The sequence below is a fragment of the uncultured Phycicoccus sp. genome (genome assembly GCF_947495705.1).
In the GTDB taxonomy this organism is placed as follows: Bacteria; Actinomycetota; Actinomycetes; order Actinomycetales; family Dermatophilaceae; genus Phycicoccus.
This window is the reverse complement of the sequence record NZ_CANLZR010000001.1, coordinates 655,895-674,168: the sequence shown is the minus strand read 5'-3', so window position 1 is coordinate 674,168 and position 18,274 is coordinate 655,895. Positions and strand designations below refer to the sequence as shown.

At 67.0% G+C, this 18,274-nt stretch carries 13 protein-coding genes; 9 read left to right on the top strand and 4 right to left on the bottom strand.

Annotated elements, in window-relative coordinates:
* Nucleotides 1–37: 37 nt before the first annotated feature.
* Complete coding sequence (locus tag Q0963_RS03125; RefSeq protein WP_299442291.1) at nt 38–4,252, bottom strand: BTAD domain-containing putative transcriptional regulator; 4,215 nt, start codon at nt 4,250–4,252, stop codon at nt 38–40.
* 149 nt (nt 4,253–4,401) lie between these two features.
* Here Q0963_RS03125 and Q0963_RS03120 point away from each other — a divergent pair, with 149 nt between their 5' ends.
* Nucleotides 4,402–4,611 carry a hypothetical protein gene (locus tag Q0963_RS03120; RefSeq protein WP_299442288.1) on the top strand — a complete coding sequence of 70 codons (210 nt, stop codon included), beginning with the start codon at nt 4,402–4,404 and terminating at the stop codon, nt 4,609–4,611.
* A 542-nt stretch (nt 4,612–5,153) separates the two neighbouring features.
* On the opposite strand, the gene Q0963_RS03115 is transcribed toward Q0963_RS03120, so the two are convergent.
* Nucleotides 5,154–5,543, bottom strand: coding sequence for a hypothetical protein (locus Q0963_RS03115; RefSeq protein WP_299442285.1), 390 nt, complete (start codon nt 5,541–5,543; stop codon nt 5,154–5,156).
* A 321-nt stretch (nt 5,544–5,864) separates the two neighbouring features.
* On the opposite strand from Q0963_RS03115, the gene Q0963_RS03110 reads away from it, so the two are divergent.
* The 6 genes from Q0963_RS03110 to Q0963_RS03085 all read left to right on the top strand — a co-directional run bounded on the left by Q0963_RS03110 (nt 5,865) and on the right by Q0963_RS03085 (nt 10,061).
* A complete protein-coding gene (locus Q0963_RS03110; RefSeq protein ID WP_299442282.1) occupies nt 5,865–6,146 on the top strand; it encodes a hypothetical protein in 282 nt (93 codons plus the stop codon).
* A gap of 75 nt (nt 6,147–6,221) precedes the next feature.
* The gene (locus Q0963_RS03105) at nt 6,222–7,361 is read left to right on the top strand and encodes a tyrosine-type recombinase/integrase (RefSeq protein ID WP_299442279.1); all 1,140 of its coding nucleotides are present in this window, start codon (nt 6,222–6,224) and stop codon (nt 7,359–7,361) included.
* 15 nt (nt 7,362–7,376) lie between these two features.
* A complete protein-coding gene (locus Q0963_RS03100) occupies nt 7,377–7,640 on the top strand; it encodes a hypothetical protein (RefSeq protein ID WP_299442277.1) in 264 nt (87 codons plus the stop codon).
* Between the two features lie 92 nt (nt 7,641–7,732).
* Nucleotides 7,733–8,794, top strand: a complete 1,062-nt coding sequence (locus tag Q0963_RS03095) for a DUF932 domain-containing protein (RefSeq protein ID WP_299442274.1) — start codon at nt 7,733–7,735, stop codon at nt 8,792–8,794.
* A gap of 196 nt (nt 8,795–8,990) precedes the next feature.
* Nucleotides 8,991–9,587: a hypothetical protein gene (locus tag Q0963_RS03090; RefSeq protein ID WP_299442271.1), complete on the top strand. Its 597-nt coding sequence runs from the start codon at nt 8,991–8,993 to the stop codon at nt 9,585–9,587.
* Between the two features lie 123 nt (nt 9,588–9,710).
* On the top strand, nt 9,711–10,061 hold the full coding sequence (locus tag Q0963_RS03085; RefSeq protein WP_299442268.1) for a hypothetical protein: 351 nt from the start codon (nt 9,711–9,713) through the stop codon (nt 10,059–10,061).
* Nucleotides 10,062–10,944: 883 nt separating this feature from the next.
* Here Q0963_RS03085 and ggt read toward each other — a convergent pair.
* Together ggt and Q0963_RS03075 are read right to left on the bottom strand one after the other, a co-directional pair.
* Complete coding sequence (gene ggt, locus Q0963_RS03080) at nt 10,945–12,594, bottom strand: gamma-glutamyltransferase (RefSeq protein ID WP_299442476.1); 1,650 nt, start codon at nt 12,592–12,594, stop codon at nt 10,945–10,947.
* Nucleotides 12,595–13,189: 595 nt separating this feature from the next.
* Complete coding sequence (locus Q0963_RS03075; protein WP_299442265.1) at nt 13,190–13,684, bottom strand: hypothetical protein; 495 nt, start codon at nt 13,682–13,684, stop codon at nt 13,190–13,192.
* A gap of 641 nt (nt 13,685–14,325) precedes the next feature.
* Here Q0963_RS03075 and Q0963_RS03070 point away from each other — a divergent pair.
* Nucleotides 14,326–15,327 carry an endonuclease/exonuclease/phosphatase family protein gene (locus Q0963_RS03070; RefSeq protein ID WP_299442263.1) on the top strand — a complete coding sequence of 334 codons (1,002 nt, stop codon included), beginning with the start codon at nt 14,326–14,328 and terminating at the stop codon, nt 15,325–15,327.
* 570 nt (nt 15,328–15,897) lie between these two features.
* Entirely contained in the window at nt 15,898–18,192 is a 2,295-nt protein-coding gene (locus Q0963_RS03065; RefSeq protein WP_299442261.1) for a hypothetical protein, read from the top strand.
* Nucleotides 18,193–18,274 lie beyond the last annotated feature (82 nt).

Sequence of the window (18,274 nt, the reverse complement as noted above, 5' to 3'; positions counted from 1 at the left end):
CTCCCCCTCCTCGCGCGGCCCCGGCGAGTCACCCGCTTCACGGTCCACCGGGCGTGGGTGTGTCGCAGGCGCGGTGCAGGTACTGGCGACACTCCGCCGCCGTGAAGTCACGGGGGACCTGCTCCGCCGCAAGGTGTCGCAGCTCCGCCACGTCCAGCGTCCACACGCGGACCACGTCGGTCAGCAGCGAGTCGGTGGCCAGGTGGCGCCCGTCGGGTGAGAACGAGACCGAGGACACCTCGTGGTCCGACAACGGCAGCTGGAGGAGCTGGGCTCCGGTCCGGGCATCCCAGATGATGGTGCGCCCTTCCAGTCCTCCGGTGGCGACGCGGCGCCCGTCGGGGCTGAAGTCCAGGCTGATCACCCCGGCCTCGTGCCCTTCGAGCGTGTGGGCGACAGCGCCGGAGGCGATGTCGAGGACCTCCGTGGCCCCGCCCACGGCGGGCATCGCCAGCCGGGTGCCGTCGGGGGAGAACTCCGGGTCATGGCCGTACCCCGTCTTGGGGGTCTCCCTGACCTCGCCCGACCGCCAGTTCCACCACACGACGTCCCAGTCGGGCCGGGCCTGCAGCGGGAAGGGGTCTCCGGGCAGCTGATTGCGCTGGGTGCCATCGAGCGGGAAGCGGAAGGCGGCCACCACCTCGCCATCCGGGTCGAACACCGGGTCCCGGAAGGCGTATCCGGCCGTCGCGTCCAGTCGTGCCACGCCGATCCCGTCACGGGAGCGCACCTCGATCCTGCTCACCCCGGCCACCGCCACGTACTGGCCGTCCGGGCTGAACGTCGTCCGGGACCGGAACCGGTCCTGGGCTGGGGAGGTGGGGGTCGAGAACAGCAGGTCCCCACTGTCGAGGTCCCAGACCGCGGCACCCGACAGGGAGTTCCCGATGCCGACGGCGCTGCCGTCGGCGCTGACGTCGAGGGCTCGGAAGGGCGCATCGGGTCGATCCGCCGTGCCCGGGAGTGTGAGTCGGACGGGGGCCCCGTCGTCGGGCCCGTCGTGGACGGTGACCGAGGGCCCGTCGGTGAGGGTGAAGAGCCGACCCTCCGGACCGAAGGCGGTGCCGTGAGCGCCGGGTGCTCCACGGACGTTCATGACCTCGGCATCACCGCTGAGCCCGACGTCCCAGACGCTCGCGGTGGTGATGGTCCAGTCGCCGCCGAGCAGACGGCTGCCGTCCGGCCCGAAGGCCAGCCCGATCAGGCCCGCGCCGGTCGACGCCCCCGGGAGAGTCACGCTCTGCCGCACGGCACGCTCGGTGACCTCGAAGACGCGGATCTCGCCCTGCTCCTCGCTCACTGCCAGCCGACCCGAGTCGGGGGACCAGGCGACGGCGAAGATGCTGCTCTGCGCATCGCCGGGAGTGTGGACGATGTCGCCGGTGGCGGCATCGTGGATCCGGAGACGGCCGTCCCGTGCACCGGAGGCGACCCATCGTCCGTCCGGGCTGATCGCGAGCGCCAGGACCGGAGACGTGTGCCCTGACAGCCGGTGCCGAACCCGGCCGGTCCGTGCGTCGACGATCACGGCGCTCGGAGGGTCGCCCACGACGGCGGCCATCCACTGCCCGTCAGGGCTCAACACGGCCTCTGCGACCCGCCCCTCGACCGCGAGCGTCGTCACCGACGGGCTGCCGTCGCCGCCCACCGTGGCCACACGGATCTGCCCTTCATCGCGCCACACCGCCGCGACACGCCCGGGGCCCCGCGTGGCGAACGACGGGCTCCACACCGGGCCGTCCCCCACCACCTCGGCCAGCAGCTCATCGCTGCGCGGGCCCCACACCCGCAGCGCTCCGTCATCGCCCGTGGTCGCCAGCCGGCCGTCGGGCCCGAAGGCCACCTCGTTGACGTCGATGTCGTGCCCCGCGAAGCTCAGGGCCGGCTCGCCCGTCGTCGCGTCGAGCACCTCGACGAGGCCGGAGTCCTCCGGGCCCTCGTGGGCCAAGAACCGCCCGTCAGGACTCCAGGACACGGATCCGCCCGCGCCCTCCACCGTCATCACGAGACGGCTCGCGGCCAGGGCCGAGTGCAACGCCTCGACGGCCTCGCGAACCGGTTGGTCCCCGGCGAGGGACGGAGCACTGGCTTCGAGCGCCAGCAGCACCGCGAGCTCGGGGTCCTCGGCGCGGACCGCGCGGGACGCTGCGGCCAGCTCACGGACCGTCGCCAGGTCGGCCTGGGCGTCGGCGCGACGACTCTCCCGCACAGCGAGCCCACCGGCGACCAGCGCGACCGCGAGCACGGCGACCACAGCGACCAGGAGCCCGCGCAGGCGCCGGTTCCTTCGCGCGTGCTCACGCAGGCGTTCCTCAGCCGAACGAGCCTCGGTGCGAGCCAACGTCTGGCTCGCCTGCAGGAAGTCCCGCTCCGCCCGGGTGAGGTCGGCCGAGCCGGCTGCGTGCCATTCGCGCACCTGCGCGAGCCGGGTGCCACGGTAGAGCTCGCTGTCCGGACGTCCCATCGCATCCCACGAGTCGGCCGCCACCGCAAGATGCCGGAGCAGCAGCTGCCCCTCGGTGTCCGCGTCCAGCCAGCCGCGCAGTCGTGGCCAGGCCTGCGCGAGCGACTCGTGAGCGAGCTCGACGGTCTCCCCGTCCGAGGTGACGAGCCTGGCCGCGACCAGCATCTCGACGATCTGCTCATGGCGGGCGTCGGAGGCCACCGAGCGACGAGGGATGCGGCTGCGCGTGGGTTCACCCGCGCTCACGGGGACCACCAGTCGGAGCAGGAGCGCCCTGGCAGCGCGCTGGTCCTCCTCGTCGAGACCGAGGAACACCTGCTCCGCGCTCCGCGCGACGGCACCCTGGATCCCACCGGACGCCCGGTAGCCCTCGACGGTCAACGTCCGCCCTTCGCGGCGCTCCCACGTCTGGGAGAGCGCGTGGGACAACAGGGGCAAGGCACCCGGCTCCCCGGAGACCTCGTGGACGAGCAGGTCGACGAGACCCGGCTCGATGAGCAGGCCGGCCTGGCGAGCGGGGCCCTCCACGGCACTCCGCAGGTCCTCCTCCCCCATGCCGCTGAGGAGGTGGAGGCCTCGCTCGAGTGTCCGCGCGAACGAGCGATGGCCTGAGAAGGCAGCCAACCGATCAGCACGCACGGTGATCACCAGGTCGGTGCCGCTCTGCGCATGGCCGGCCAGGGCGTCGAGGAACGCGGTCCGCTCCGCCGGGTTCTCGCAGAGGGTGACGGCTTCTTCGAGCTGGTCGACGACGACGACACCGCGCGGACGCAGGCCCCCGATCTGTTCGAGCGCGGCCCTCGGATGCGCTCCGGGAGTCATCACCGCAACGCTGCGCCCGGTGCGCCGCAGGGTGGCGGCCAGCCCGGCGCGGACGAGCGAGGACTTGCCACTCCCTGAGGCGCCTACGACAGCCACCACATGCTCGTGTGCCAGCAGGTCCAGGCAGGCCGCGACCTCGGCATCGCGGCCGAAGTACTGCTCGGCGTCGTCGATGTCGTAGGCCAGCAGACCGCGGTAGGGGCAGACCAGAGTGGTCTGCGTGGGGCCCGCGGCCGGGAGGAGCGCCGGGTCCTGGGTCAGGATCGCCTGCTCCAGGGCGCCCAGCTCGGGGCCGGGGTCCAGACCGAGCTCACCGGCGAGCACCGCGCGTGCGCGCTGGAGCGTCGCCAGGGCCTCACCCTGGCGGCCCGCCTGGTACTGCGCCCGGGCCAGCAGCGCCCAGCGGTTCTCCCGGAAGGGCTGGTCGGCCACGAGGCGGCCGGCGTCGGTCAGGACCTCGCGCCAGTCACCAGAGGCGAGGCCGGCTTCGACCCACAGCTCTTCGGCATCGCGACGCAGCTCTTCCCAGCGATCGGCGGCCGCCTCCCCGGGCGACCACCCCGACAGGTCCGCGAGTGCCGGTCCGTACCAGAGGTCCAGCGCCTGGGTCAGCGTGTACAGGGCCCGGTCCGGCTCGTTCAACGTCAGCAGCTCTCGGGCTCGGCGCACCAGCTGCTCGAAGCGCAGACCGTCGATCGCGTCATCCGACAGGTCCAGGACGTAGCCCTGTCTCGCGGTGCGGATGGCGGTCGGCCCGAGTGCCTTGCGGATCCGGCTGATGCTCCCCTGGACGACCTTCGTCCACGTGTCCGGGGGCTGCTCGTCCCAGAGGGCGTCGGCGAGCCGGTCCGGTGTCACCACCTCGTGCGGACTCATCGCCAGGGCGGCGAGCACAATGCGGTCCCGCGGCGCCAGGCCGGTGCGATCGCCGTCGATGCCTACTGGGCCGAGCATCGTCACGCCCATGCTTCGAGGGTCGCGCCGCTGCCGGGCCTCGTCAACACCACCTTTACCCGGCCGTTACCACCCCACACGGCGACGACACCGTCGGGAGCCATACCTGGGTGGTGGCCCGGATCCCCGGACCGTCACCGTGACCGAAAGGATGGAATCCCATGTTCGCCACCGTCTGCTTCGTGGCCCTTGTCGTCTGGCTCTTCGCGGCCCTTGGACGAGGTGCGACGCCACCCGCCGAGCGGCTGCCGTGGACCCGCTGGACTGCCCGGGACCTGCTCGGCAATGCCGTCCTCGGTGGTCTCCGGCTGCTGCAGCTGAGCGACCGCAACCCGATGACGCCGCACAAGCGCACCGCGTTCCACGCCTGACCAGCCGCCGTCACACCCGCGGGCACGCGGCGGCGCCGGGACGACGCCATCCACCTGGACGTGGCGTTGCCACTGCCGCGAGGGCGGCGGGGACTGCGAGGAGCCGAACGGGTCAGTCGAGGTAGTCGCGCACTAGGAACGGCTGAGCGCTGTGCTGATGCGCTCGACAAACATACAGGTCACAAGCGCTGTGCCCTGCAATATCCTTGACTGAAGTCGCCTCCTGGTACAGGCGATCTGCAGCCGCGCAGCCCCAGTTTGACGATCTTCCTCCGCCCATCGGCGTTGCCTTCTCGCGGGGATCAAGGCCTTCGAGCAAGGGCGCGACGAGAGTGAGTGCCAGTGGCCGCCAGGAGCGCGCACGCTGGCCGCACATCCGACCCGACGACGAATGCGACTTCGACGAGGAAGACGCTACCCCCCTCCCCCCGGTTGAGCGGGGCCGCTCTCATCCCCGCCACCCCCGCCACCCCCGCCAACTGCACTCACTGACAGCGGCCCAGACGGGGATCGCGGGGATGGCGGGCATCGCAACCGAAGGACTACTCCCGACCCGACCCCTGCATCTGGCCCGCCAGGAGCGCGGACTCGAATTCCTCCTTGGTGCCGCCCACCACGACGAGGTTCTGCGCGCGGTTGGGGTCAGATCTAGCGGCCCGGTCCAGGCTCAACAGACGGCACCTGGCGGCCATAACCTTGAGAACGACCTCCGCGGCCTTGACGTCACCGGAGGTTGCCGCCGGGAAGAACGCCGCCTGGAGGTGATCCAGCCGGGCCAGCTCGAGGGCACGGAAGTCTTCGACGTTCTCGGCTTCGTGTCGAGCCAGTGCGGTGTGGACAATCCTGTGGACTGTCCCACGGTTGGCGTAGCCCAGGTCGTCTGCGACCTTCTGATAGCTGTGGCCCGCCAGGACTCCGCGCACGCACTCCACGGCCCGCAGTCGAGCCTGAACTTTGCGCTGGCTCCGCCGGGTGATCGGCCTCAGGTCCGTGGCGGATGGTTCGTCCCCGCGGAGGGACAGCTTCGAAACCTCGCCCATAAGCTGATGGTCTCACCTTTGGCAAGCCCCCCTTCGCTCCAGGAATATTGCGATTGATGTGGAATTCATGAGATAATCAAGTGTCGCAAGATAACCACGCCCAAAGGGCTGGACAAACTTGGACTCGAAGTCGGAATGTGCACAATAAATCCGAGTTCACTGGGCCTCGACCATCCGGTCGGGGCCTTTCTGCATTCCCGAAAGGAAACGCTCATGTCGATCCAGCACCTCACGAGCATGCCCCCACTTAAGGGCCGCAGCACCTTCGACAATCGTTTCGACGTCGCCTCCCAGGTTCTGGCCGCGGGGACCCAGGACGTCGCCGTGCGGGTCCTACCCCCGCTCTCCGGGCCACAGCAGGGACAGATTGGCGTACGTGTCGGCAGGATCCTGATCTACGTCGCGAACCGAGAAGCCCTGGAGTCGTTCGTCGCCGCGTGGTCGCAAGCCGAGCGGCTCGCAAACGAGGCCTTCGGCCCGCCGCTCCCCAGGTAGTTCCCCGCCTCTCGCTCGATCCAGGCCCGGTCATCCGACCGGGCCTTCGTCTTGCCCAACGAAAGGACCATCACCATGTCCGGCAGCACATATCGCCGCACCCGAGCCGACGGCTCCCCCGGCCGCTGGCACGCCGTTATCGACCTGCCCCCGGGCACCAATGGCAAACGCCGCCAGAAGACCACCACCCACGACACCAAGCACGAAGCTCAGGCGTGGCTCTCCAAGATGCACCAGGAAGCTCGCACCGGTGACCTGCCAGACGACAAGATCACCGTCGCCACGTTCCTGACCACCTGGCTCGACGGGAAGAAGGGCCTTCGACCCTCCACCCTGGTGGACTACCACCGCCACATCGAGCAGCTGTTCGTCCCCGAACTCGGGCATCTCAAGCTGATCGACCTCCGCCCTCGGCACATCGATGAGGTCCTCACCCGGTACCAGCTCGCGGCCGAGACGCGAGGCCGCCCGGTGACAGTGAAGACCTCCCGCCGCATCTTGGCCACCCTTCACAGCGCCCTCGAGGCAGCCGTCCGACAAGGACTGCTCCGCCGCAACCCAGCGAGCATGGTCGAGCTCCCCCGCCCCACCAGGTACCACCCGAAGGTCTGGACCAAAGACCAGGCGGAGTTGTTCCTCCGCGTGACCGAGGATGACCCGCTCGGCCTGGTGTTCCGGCTCCTGCTCATCACCGGCATGCGCCGAGGCGAGGTCATCGCCCTGCAGTGGGGCGATCTCGACCTGACCGAGCGGAGCATCCACATCCGCCGAGCGATCACCCTGGTCGACGGCGAGCTCATCGTTGGTCCTCCTAAGAGCGAGGCCGGGGACCGAACCGTCTTCCTCGACGCCACCACCACCGACAAGATCCAACGGCTGCAGCGTCGAGCGGTGCTGGAACACCCGTGGGACTCCGGGATCGAACTCGACGACACCTTCGTCTTCTCGATCCGGAGCGGACCGCTTCACCCGGCGCACTTGAGCAGACGGTTCACCACCTTATGCAAGCAGGCCGGGGTCCCGGTCATCCGGCTGCACTCGGTCCGGCACACCTCGGCCTCCCTGGCCCTGGCCGCCGGAGAGCCCCTGCTTCAGGTCAGCCGACGGCTCGGACACTCCTCCATCGCAATCACGGCCGACACCTACTCCCAGGTCACCCCCGAGGCCGCGAAGTCCGCGGCTACCACTTTGTCCGACGCCATCATCGGCACCTGAGAAAGGAGCCACCACATGCACCACCTCCACACCCTCGCCACCCGAGGGCTCGTCAAGCTCGAGAACCTGATCAAGACCATCCGCGTTCACGCCCGTCGGCTCTGGAGAGCCCACCTCGACACCCTCGAGAACTCCCCGCTCTACGAGACCCTCCTGCTCGCCCTGATCGACCTCGCCCTCGGCCGCCGCCTGGACCTCCAGCAGCTCCTGATCCGGATCGTCGCCCGGCTCCGGCGCAGCCCCCGCGAGATGCCCGACACCGACGGCTGGGCCTACTAGACCCACCGCACACCCCGAAGAACCAGCCCCCGCGCCATCAGGTCGGGGGCTTCGTCATGCCCAAACCGGGCAACGCAAGGAAGGCAACAACCATGACCAGAGAGACGCTTGAGCACCTCAACACCAACACCCTGATCGGGATGACCTCCCAGCGCGGCACGGCCTGGCACTACCGCGCCGAGGAGCAGGGTGAGGAGACCAACCACTACCCCGGACCCATCCCAGTCGAGGACGTCGAACGACGGTTGTTCCACTGGACCGCCCGGTCCCGCCGGATCGCCGTCGAGACCCCCACCGACGTCCAGGCGATGACGCACCTCGACCCGCTCGGCTCCCCCGCCCGCTGGCTCCAGGTCGACGACCGACAGGCCATCACCCGCTCCGACACCGACGCCGTCCTGGGGATCTTCACCACCGGCTACGTCATGCACCAGTACGGCGAGTGGCTGTTGACCACCGTCGCGAACATCCTCGATGACGACCTGGTGATCTCCTCCGCAGGACTCCTGCGCGGCGGGGCGATCGCGTGGGTCGAGGTCTCCGTCCCCGAGACCATCACGACCCCAGTCAGCTTCGACTTCCGGCCCAACCTGCTGGCCACCACCAGCTTCGACGGGTCCATCGCCACCACGTTCAAGCGGACCGTCACCGCGACCGTGTGCGACAACACGAGGATGGCCGCCCTCGCCGAGAAGGGTCAGGAGTACCGGGTGAAACACACCCGCTACTCCGCCGCCAAGATCACCGCCGCACGCGAGGCACTGGCCGTGGTGCACACCATGGGCGAGGCCTTCGCCCACGAGCTGGAGATCCTCGCCAACACCCCCGTCACCGACGACCAGTGGCGGACATTCCTCGACCGCAGCGTCCCCCTCGACGACGGCAAGGGCCACTTGCTCGAAGGGCGCTCCCGGACCCTCGCGACTCGCAAACGCGGCGAGCTCGAGCACCTTTACCGCGAGGACGAGAGAGCAGCGCCGTGGACCGGGACCGCCCTCGGTGCGCTCCAGGCGACGAACACCTGGGCGCATCACTTCGCCACGAGCCGAGGAGCGAGCAGGCAGGAGAGAAACCTCCTCAACGCGGTCAGCGGGGCGACCGCCAACGGTGACCTGGCCGTGGCCACCCTTCTGGGCCAGGTCCTGGACGGCTGAACGACTCGATGCCCCTCCTCGGCCACCGCTGGGGAGGGGCGTCGCATCATGACCAGCTACGCGATTGGGAGCTGTCGAATTCACCAATACCGCACCGTGGTGCCGCCACGGCAAGGAAGGATCATGAGTGGGACGAAGTCGTCAGAGAACAGATGCGCAAGGGCAGCCACGGAACATGGAAAGAGGCGGCGGCGGCATGAACATCACACGGAGCATCGCGGTAGCCGCCGCGACCGTAGCCGCGAGTGTCGCGCTCGTTGGCTGCGCCGCCGATGGCGGCAACTACCAGACCAAGGCGGCGTGCCAAGGCGCCGTGGACGAGACGACCACCGAGGCTGCGCTGAAAGAAGTGCTGGCTACCAAGGCCGAGTGCGTGGAGTTGGAGGCTCGCATTGGGATGAAGAGGTCCGCCGGGGAGGATCACGACTTTGTGACTCTGACTACCACCGAGGCGAGCGGGCGCCCACTCATCACTCCGTCCTGGCTGACAGACCTGTACGAGAAGCGCCACGTCGCTGCCGAGAAAAAGGCGGCGGCGGAGTGGAAGAAGGAAGTGGAGCGCCGCATCGCTGCCGAGAAGAAGTCGGTGGCGGAGTGGAAGAAGGCAGTGGAGAAGCTAGACGACTACCGCTCCGACAGTGGCGGCTGCTACTACGACCCCACCTTGAACTACGACTGGCACGACGACTACATCTGCGGTGGCGTGCGTCAGTACTTTCGCGAGTGGGACGACTTCGTGACCCGCGAGGAGTTGGACGACGAGGCCCGCGAATGGGAGCGCCGGAACAACTGAGCCTGACTACTCGTAGCGGTCGGAACTGCCCTGTGTGCGGTGCGCGCAGACTTGCCAACGACTCTCCCAAATGCCCGCAAGACGGCGTCAGAATGTCGAAGATCATTCGGTAGCGTGACCGGCGTGAGCGACTACAAGCCAGGTGACATCGCAAATGGGCACATCCTCAGCAACTCCGGCCAGTGGCTGCCGGTCTCCGGTGCCGCCAGCACCCCGCCCCAGTCCGGCCCCGGCCCCCGCCCCGCCCCCGGACCGAGCCTCGCCATGAAGATCGGCATGGGTGTCGTCTGGATCGGCGTCGTCGGCTGGTTCTTCATCGGTTCAGTCATCCTGGGCCTGGCTCTGGGTCTCGCGGCTCCCGATATCGGGCAGGGGATCGTCCTAGCCCCGATTGCCGGGATCGGGGTAGGCATCTGGCTGCACCTCCAGTGGCTCGCCCGCGCAAAGGCCAAGGCCGTCCAGTCGCAGGCGTGACCGGAAGCACCCCCCGAGCGACGAGCGTGAGATGGGCGAGGCTGGAAGCCCTTCGCCGTCGCGCCGATCTTCTCCCTCGTGATGTTCTCGATCGGGGACGGCCCCGCACCCCGCCGCGCGAGGAGTGCACCGGACGGCGTTCGTGGAGGCCGGAACCTTCGCGAAGGTCAACAAAGGAACTCGGGCAGCACTCCGTTATCTCGGGCAAGCCGCAGAAGTGAGGCCGTCCCGGAGTAGACCAAGCCCGACCCACACGCTCTCCAGCATGGGCACCACCCTCCACTCCCAAGGGCGTTCTGGGCAGGCCCGTCGGCCTCGCGGGAAAGGACGGCTACGCCATCGCCCGCTACGACTCCCGAGACGGCTACGGCTGGCACAACCGCGAGGACCGCTACATCTCGGCGGACAAGGCATCGGGCAAGGCCTACACCTGCTCAACCCCGAAGCCCGCGCCCCCGCCGCCGCCGACCAAGACGACGAACGCCTCGTGCGACATCAAGGGCAACATCGCCTCCGACGGCGAGAAGATCTACCACCTGCCCGGCGGCAACTGGTACGACGTCACGAAGATCGATCTGAGCAACGGCGAGCGCTGGTTCTGCTCGGAGACCGAGGCCGTCAACGCCGGATGGAGAGCCGCGATCGAGTGACGCGGGAGGGTGCCCGCCCGAAGAGGCTGGCGGCCTTCGCCGTGCCCAGCGGGCAGGACAGACCCGACAGCTTTGGACGCATCCGGAGTTCCCGGCTCGCTTGGGTCGCCCGGGAGTCAGCTCGCTAGGTTCCCGCTGCAGTCGCTTCATCCGACCCGCGACTGCGGGTCAGTACGGCGCAACCATCAAGGTCCTCCCCACGGCGCGTCACGGTGGGGTGCGGGTACGACTCGTCATCTGCCTCCGATGGCGCCGTCACGGCGATAGTCGGCGCCGCCGACGAGGCCGTCGTCGACGACCTGGATCATCGACAGCCCGGACGTTAGGGCTCCCACGCTCACGGGGTGTCCCCGCGCCTCCAGTGCCGCTTTCAGCGCGTCCACGTCGTAGTCCCAGGTGACGCCCGGGATCGGGTCCTCGAGGTTGGTCGAGCCGTTGCGGTTCTGGTGGTGCGGCACGTTGATTGCCTGCTGGGGGTCGAGGCCGAAGTCGACAGCGTTGACGATCGACTGTGCCGTGTAGCCGATGATGCTCGACCCACCCGGGGAGCCGGTCACGAGCTCCACCTCGCCGTCCCCGTCGAAGACGATCGTCGGCGACATCGAGCTCCGGGGCCGCTTCTGGGGCTGCACCCTGTTCGCGATCGGGGTGCCGTCGCCCGCCGTCGGCGCGAAGGAGAAGTCGGTGAGCTCGTTGTTGAGAAGGAACCCGTAGCCGTCGACCATGACGCCGTTGCCGAACGAGCTCTCGATAGTGGTCGTCACCGACAGGGCGTTGCCCCACCGGTCCACGATCGACACGTGGCTCGTGCCCGACTCGGTGCTCTCGGTCTGCGGGGCGGACGGGTCGAACTCCCCCGGCGGGGTGCCCGGGGCGGCAGTCCCCATGTCGACGTCGGTGATCAGGGCCGCCCGGCTCGCGAGGTAGTCCTTGTCGAGCATGCCCTCGACGGGCACGGTGACGAAGTCCGTGTCACCCACATAGAGGTTGCGGTCGGCGAAGGCCAGCCGCCCGGCCTGGCTGAACAGGTGGACGAACTCCTCGCCCAGCGGGTCGTCGCCGAGGTCGAAGCTCTCGAGGATGCCGAGGATCTGGCCCACGGCAAGGGCACCGGAGGAGGGCGGCCCCATGCCGCACACCTGGTGGCCGCGGTAGTCGACGCACACGGGGGCGCGCTCGACGACCTCGTAGGCCGCCAGGTCCTCCACCGTCAGGTCCCCCGGGATGGCCGGGTCGGTCTGCACAGCGTCGGCGACGGCCGCCGCGAGGTCGCCCGTGTAGAACCCCTCAGCACCGTCCTTGCGCAAGGTCTTCAAGGTGGCGGCGTAGTCGGGGTTGGTGATGATGGTGCCTGCGGGCTTGGCCGCGCAGTCGACCTCGGCGCCGTTGGTGAAGTAGTCGAAGGCGACCGGGTCGCGGAAGAAAAGCCGGTCGCTGCAGCTGGGGTTGAGACCCAGCAGTGAGTCCACCTGGTCGGCCGTCCGTGCGGTCACGGGGAAGCCGTCCTGGGCCAGCGCCAAGGCACGCGTGAACAGCGAGGGCCACGGGCGCGTGCCGTGCTCGTCATGGAGCACCTCCATCAGCTCCGGCGTACCCGGCACACCCACCGACAGTCCGCTCTGCCAGGCCGTGACGAAGGACAGCCCGAGGAATCGGTCCTCGGTCGCCGTCATGGGGGCCTTCTCGCGGGCGTCGTAGGTGGTCGTCTCGCCTGTGGCCGCGTCGTGCCACACTGCAAAGGCCCCACCGCCCAAGCCGGACGACTGCGGCTCCACCAGACCCAGCACTGTCTGAACTGCCACGAACGCGTCGGCTGCCGTGCCCCCCGTACGCAAGACGTGTTCCCCGGCTGCGGTGGCCAAAGGATTGGCCGTCACCACCATCTCCCTTTGAGTGGTCACGGCCTGCGGCAGATCTTCGGCCAGAGCGGGTGACGCTCCCAGACCCAGTAGGACGATCACTGCGAGTACGACAGCTCGACGCATGACGGCTCCTAATGTCTTCCGGCTGGATGCCTGCGCTCCCCACCGGTCAGGCCGCCAGTTTGCCACTCCCAACCTCCTGTGTCTCGGCGGCTGCGGCGCGACCCCTGAGAGCCAGAAGAGCACTACACCGGCAAGGCCGACATCCTCGCCGCGGCCTGCCTCCAGGCGCTGCGACGTGGTCGACGCTCACGTGGCCCTCCCCCTGTGGTTCTTGGCTCACGGCTACAAAGAAGGCGCGTATTACCCCGGAGACGTTGGTTCAGGCCGCGTTGGAGCCGCCCAACCGCCGAGAAGAGCATCAAATTGGGCTACCGCATCTGTAGCGTCCGGCCGCGGTGCGTGGCTCGCCACCGCCCGCTCCACCCAAGGCACATCGATCCTCGGACCTATTGACACGGACCACGGTAGGACAGGCCTCGGACACCCCTCAGGAGCGCCTTGCGGGGCCGAGGGGGCCGCCCCTTTCAGGCGACCCCCTCATCCAAGAGGGTGACTATCGATCGAAGCCGTCTTCGTTCCAGCCCCCGGTGTTAGGTGGATTCACGAGTGGCGTGACTCCACGGTCGTCGAGGACGAGAAGATCGCCGTTGCTGTCGGCCACGGCGAAAGCGGGTCCGCAGCGGCCCTTGACGCTGTTGGCGCGACGGGTCATCGAGCCACGGGACACTGGCCAGTTCCACGGCGCTGTGAGGCGCTGACCGAGGACCTGCTGAGAGGTCTCGTCTTCGCCGCACGCCGAGCAGATGGGAATGCACCGGCAGCGGGTGATGCGCGAACCAGCAGGAGCTCCCGGTCCCGCTGATCGAAGCGGACCAGCGCACCGTGGGCAGATGCCCCGCATGATGGAGTTGGACACCGTGTCGACCTTGTCGCGGATGACAGACTCCACCTCCTCGGGTGCGAATCCGACCGCCACATAGGAGTTCCGGCTCACTCCAGCCAGGCACTCGGGGTTGTACTCGTGGGTCCCAGAGAACGACTGCTCCATGGGTCCTCCTTCCATACATGACCGGCGCTCCCGAATAGAGCGCCCCAGGTCATACTTGGAGGAGGCGCGTCGACGACCGTCGCGGGACAACGTCAAGCGGCAGGCAGACTGCACGTCTCACTCGAGACTCCACGGCTGCCGTCAACTGGTGCATGCGGCCACTCTAGGTCACCCTTGCTCGCCATCCCCATAGCTCACGCACCAGGGCCGAGGACCAGGCAGAGACCCCGGGAGTCCGCGCTCCGTCGCGGGGGGTGGCACCTGCTGACGAGTTGCCGCGCAGGCCCTCGCGGCCGGACTCCAGCTGAACTTCGCGGCACTCGTGGCGGTCGTGCCTGTGGCGGGAAAAGAACCGTCGCGGTGGAGTTACTTCCGACGTGCCGAAGGCGACTAAGGACTAGCTGTCAATACGCGGATGACGAATGTCAGATCGCCTCTTCATGGGCTGCGGTGGCAGCAAGTATCTGATCCGGTATCCGACGCCTTGAGATGGGGAACGCGGCTCCAAGGACGTTGTCGTCGCACCGAGCACCCGGGGTTCAGCCGATGCCAGCCCGCCATGAGTGGACGGCAGGTATCAGTCCACTCCGTTAAGGCTCATCATGAGTAGGTGAGCGTCGGCGACGAGCTCAGGAGGATGCATGCGGGACTACTTCATCGCGTGGTGGAACCTGGAGAACCTCTTCGACGAGGAGGACGCCGAGGCGTTGGGACGGCGCTCCGACAAGGTGTCCCGAGCGATCGGCGGCAGCATCACGGGTTGGACGCCTCAACTCCGGGACCGCAAGATCAATCAGCTCGCGTCGGTTATTGCCGGGATGAACGCCGGTGCCGGTCCGGACCTGCTCGGGGTGTGCGAGGTGGAGAACCGGTTCGTCGTCGACCGCCTCGTCGACCAGATGAACGCCACACTCCACGGGCCTCGCAACTACGCAGTGGTCCACGCGGACACCGATGACGACCGGGGCATCGACGTCGCCTTCATCTACGACGCGGACCTGTTCCAGGTGCCGAATCCGCGGGAGGAATCCGTCTTCTTCCATGTCGTTATGAGGCGAAACGCCACCCGCGAGATCGTGCAGGTGACCTTCACGACGGCAGCGGGCCGCACGCTTGTCGTGTTCGGGAACCACTGGCCCAGCCGCAGCGGCGGACAGTACGAGTCCGCCGGTTACCGCGCCATCGCGGGTGAGACCCTCGCGTACTTCCACGAACGCGTCATCGAGGTGCTCGGCGCGGACACCGCCGTGATGGTCATGGGCGACTTCAACGACGAGCCGTTCAACGCTTCCCTCGTCCTCCACGGCCTCAGCGCCCGCCAAGCCGCCAAGGTCACCAACGCCCGGACAAAGCCGCTGCTGTGGAACCTCATGTGGCCCCCCGGGGGCACCCCGGACGGGAGTTTCTACTTCGACAACGAGCCCAACATCCTCGACCAGTTCCTCGTGAACAAGAACATGGTGGATCTCCTCGGCCCCCTCCATGTGCGCCCCGAGACAGCACTGATCCACAAGTCCGCACCTATGACCCACACTGGCGACTACCCCAAGCCAATCCCCTTCGGCGGCATGGGGAAGACCGTCAATCAGAACGGGTACTCCGACCACTTCCCGATCACGGTGACCATCACCGAGGCCGACTAACGGTCAGGCCCTCGATGGCAAGAATCAAACTCAGGGACGACGATCGAGTCGCCCTCGGGGTATGCGGCAGCGGCCCGTGACGACTTCGTTGTTATCACCTCAACGGACGGGCCCTCCGCCGGACTTCTCCGTCGTGGAGCGATCGCGTGGGTGGAGGTCTCCGTTCCCGAGACCATCACCACCCGCGTCGGCTTCGATTTCCGCCCCAACGCGGGTGGATAGAAACCTCGTCAACGCGATCAACGGCGCCACGACGATCGAGGACCGACACACCGTCGCGCACATGATGTTGCTCTCAGCGGCGTGACCTCTGGCCCCACAGATCCCTCGCGATCCGTGGGGTTCACTATGCCTTTCGCCGTCTGTGGGCTGGTGAACGCCGGGCGGGCGTCGTTTGGGAGCGTGCTCCCCCGATGATCTCGGTGGCCCCCGGAGGCACTCATGGGATCCGTTGTCGTAACTCAGGTCACGGACTCGCATGTAGACCGACCCGCGTGCTGGGCACAAGAACCAGCACGTTGGTCGGCCGCCGCCGTCCCGTAGGCCACAGATGCCTTGTAGCGTCGCCCTATGGCCAAGCGCAGCACGGTGGACTTCGCGGCAGACAGGGAATTCGAGGACGAAGTTCTTCGGATCGCTCGACTGGTTTACCCCGACGCGGAGGGCGGAGCCACCAAAGTAAGCGGGCAGGAACGAGACGGGGTACTCGTTGGACGAGACGTGGCTGTCGCAATCGAGGCGACGCGTTCACGACGGGTCGAGAAAATCGAAAAGGATGCCCGGAAACTGGCACAAGTCGTCAGTAGTCTCTCGCGAGCCCACCCAGCGAAGGCCATCAAAGGATTCTGCGTGACAGCAGAGGAACCCACAGCGGACCAGAGGGCCTGCGTGAAGAGGTTCGGCGGGGACCTGGTCTCGATCATCAGCCTCGTTCAGCTTCGCAAACAGTTATTTGACGCCATGGAGTACCTAGCGGCAAGAGACCAGTACTCGTTTGGCAGCGCTAGGGACCTTCGATCAAATGACTTTCATATCCAGGGCGAGCCGGTACCAATGGAACTGCTGGAGCGCCCCGACCTTACCGCAACTTGGGGAACAACAAGAATCACGAACAGTCTCATTGAAGGCCGGACCGTCGTCATTACGGGCGAGTTCGGCGTGGGGAAATCCGTGTCTCTCCTCCAGGTATATCGACAACTCGCAAGTAGCTTCCGAAAGGACGCAACCCGGGCAGTGCCCATCCACATCAACCTGCGGGATCATCGCGGGCAGGATGATCCAGTTGAGGCACTTCATCGTCATGCTCGCCTGATCGGGTTCCGGCAACCAGATGATCTAGTACGAGGCTGGCGCTCGGGTCAAGCAATCTTGATCATGGATGGTTTTGACGAGATTACCTACCCTGGATGGGCGGGGCGTGTTGCGACACTCTCGGACGTGAGGAGAGCAAACGTAGCCCTCGTTCGAAAATTCCTGGCGCAGACCCCCTCTGCTGGCGGGGTGCTATTGGCTGGACGTGCGCACTTCTTCGACAATGATGCAGAATTGCATCGTGCTCTAGGTATCCCCCCGGGCTACGTCTCACTTAGCGCCAGCGATTTCACCCCTGAGCAAGTTGAGAAATTCCTCGCAATGAACCACCTAAACGTAACGATCCCAGATTGGCTACCGCGTCGTCCTCTGCTCTTGGGCCACCTGGCTCTAGCAGGAGCTCTGGGAAACGATCCACACGATGACCAGATGAGTCCGGCTGCGGGGTGGAATGCCCTCCTCGACCGAGTGGCTGCTCGAGAGGCAGAAATGGAGGTAGGCGTCGATGGGCGCAGCATCCGTAGGATTTTGGAGCGAGCCGCCACCAGGGCTCGACGGACCACCAGCGGACGCGGACCCCTCCGATTCGATGACCTGACTGCTGCATTTCGCGACGCCTGCGGCTATGAACCTGACGAAGGCACACGAGTCGTTCTAGACCGCTTGCCGGGGCTGGGCGTCGCTCCGGGAACCGAGCAGACTCCGGATCTCCCCCGTGAGTTCGTGGATGCCGAGTACGCGGACGTGGCGCGAGCGGGAGATATCTTCGAGTTCGTCCAGTCTCCATACGCTGAGACCCTGAAGTCTGAAGACCTCTACGGCTGGGTGACACTCTTGGGGGACGTAGGCCTGGAGGTCGTGGCGCAACGGATGAGCGACTCCGGACTAGGAAAACAGAGTCTTGGCGCTGCTCTCGACGTGGCAGTTGCCAAGCACCCGGATTCTGGGCTGGTCGTTGACTTACTTCGGCTCCTGTCGCGCGAGGAGGCGGATCTCGGGAAACGGTCGCCTCATGTTGCCAACTTCATACTGCCCTCCCTGACGTTAGCTGGGGGTGATCTCACAGGGACAGTGATCGAGGATTCAATTGTTGAGAATTTGGAGGTAACTATTGGCGGTTCCGATTGGGAAAGGATGCCGGTCTTCCGCTCTGTGCACTTTGAGGAAGTTGAAGGAGTTGTAGGGACGTCGGAGTTGAGGGCCGAAAATTTCGTTGAATGTACTTTTGGCATGTTCCAAGACGGCGCGGCGACAGCATCGGAGATTTTGGATTTGGGGCTATCCGATGACGCGAAGGTCGTTCTGATCCTGCTAAAGAAGCTGTATCGGCAGCGAGGGAGTGGACGAAAAGATTCGGCTATGCGTCGAGGTGGTCTCTCAGAACCCCAGCGCATGATCGTACCCGCAATGTTGAACCGGCTCCTGGCTGAGGGAATGGTCACCAAGGCGAAGAGCGGAGGAACGACGCTTTGGCTGCCCGTGGCAGCCTCGAGAACTCGAGCTCACGAGGTGTTGTCGGCCCCCATGACGACGGACGATGCACTGCTGAAGTAGGGCGTGCTGATCCTTTAGTTCGTCCTGCATCGGATCCGGTATCCGATGCGGACCCCCTGACCAGCATCGATGCAGCCGATCT

Excerpts from the sequence above, each read along its gene's own strand:
- ggt (WP_299442476.1), bottom strand. The coding sequence starts at position 12,594 with ATGGTGGTGACGGCCAATCCTTTGGCCACCGCAGCCGGGGAACACGTC.
- Q0963_RS03075 (WP_299442265.1), bottom strand. The coding sequence starts at position 13,684 with ATGGAGCAGTCGTTCTCTGGGACCCACGAGTACAACCCCGAGTGCCTG.
- Q0963_RS03095 (WP_299442274.1), top strand. The coding sequence starts at position 7,733 with ATGACCAGAGAGACGCTTGAGCACCTCAACACCAACACCCTGATCGGG.
- Q0963_RS03105 (WP_299442279.1), top strand. The coding sequence starts at position 6,222 with ATGTCCGGCAGCACATATCGCCGCACCCGAGCCGACGGCTCCCCCGGC.
- Q0963_RS03125 (WP_299442291.1), bottom strand. The coding sequence starts at position 4,252 with ATGGGCGTGACGATGCTCGGCCCAGTAGGCATCGACGGCGATCGCACC.
- Q0963_RS03120 (WP_299442288.1), top strand. The coding sequence starts at position 4,402 with ATGTTCGCCACCGTCTGCTTCGTGGCCCTTGTCGTCTGGCTCTTCGCG.
- Q0963_RS03090 (WP_299442271.1), top strand. The coding sequence starts at position 8,991 with ATGAACATCACACGGAGCATCGCGGTAGCCGCCGCGACCGTAGCCGCG.
- Q0963_RS03065 (WP_299442261.1), top strand. The coding sequence starts at position 15,898 with ATGGCCAAGCGCAGCACGGTGGACTTCGCGGCAGACAGGGAATTCGAG.
- Q0963_RS03110 (WP_299442282.1), top strand. The coding sequence starts at position 5,865 with ATGTCGATCCAGCACCTCACGAGCATGCCCCCACTTAAGGGCCGCAGC.
- Q0963_RS03070 (WP_299442263.1), top strand. The coding sequence starts at position 14,326 with ATGCGGGACTACTTCATCGCGTGGTGGAACCTGGAGAACCTCTTCGAC.
- Q0963_RS03100 (WP_299442277.1), top strand. The coding sequence starts at position 7,377 with ATGCACCACCTCCACACCCTCGCCACCCGAGGGCTCGTCAAGCTCGAG.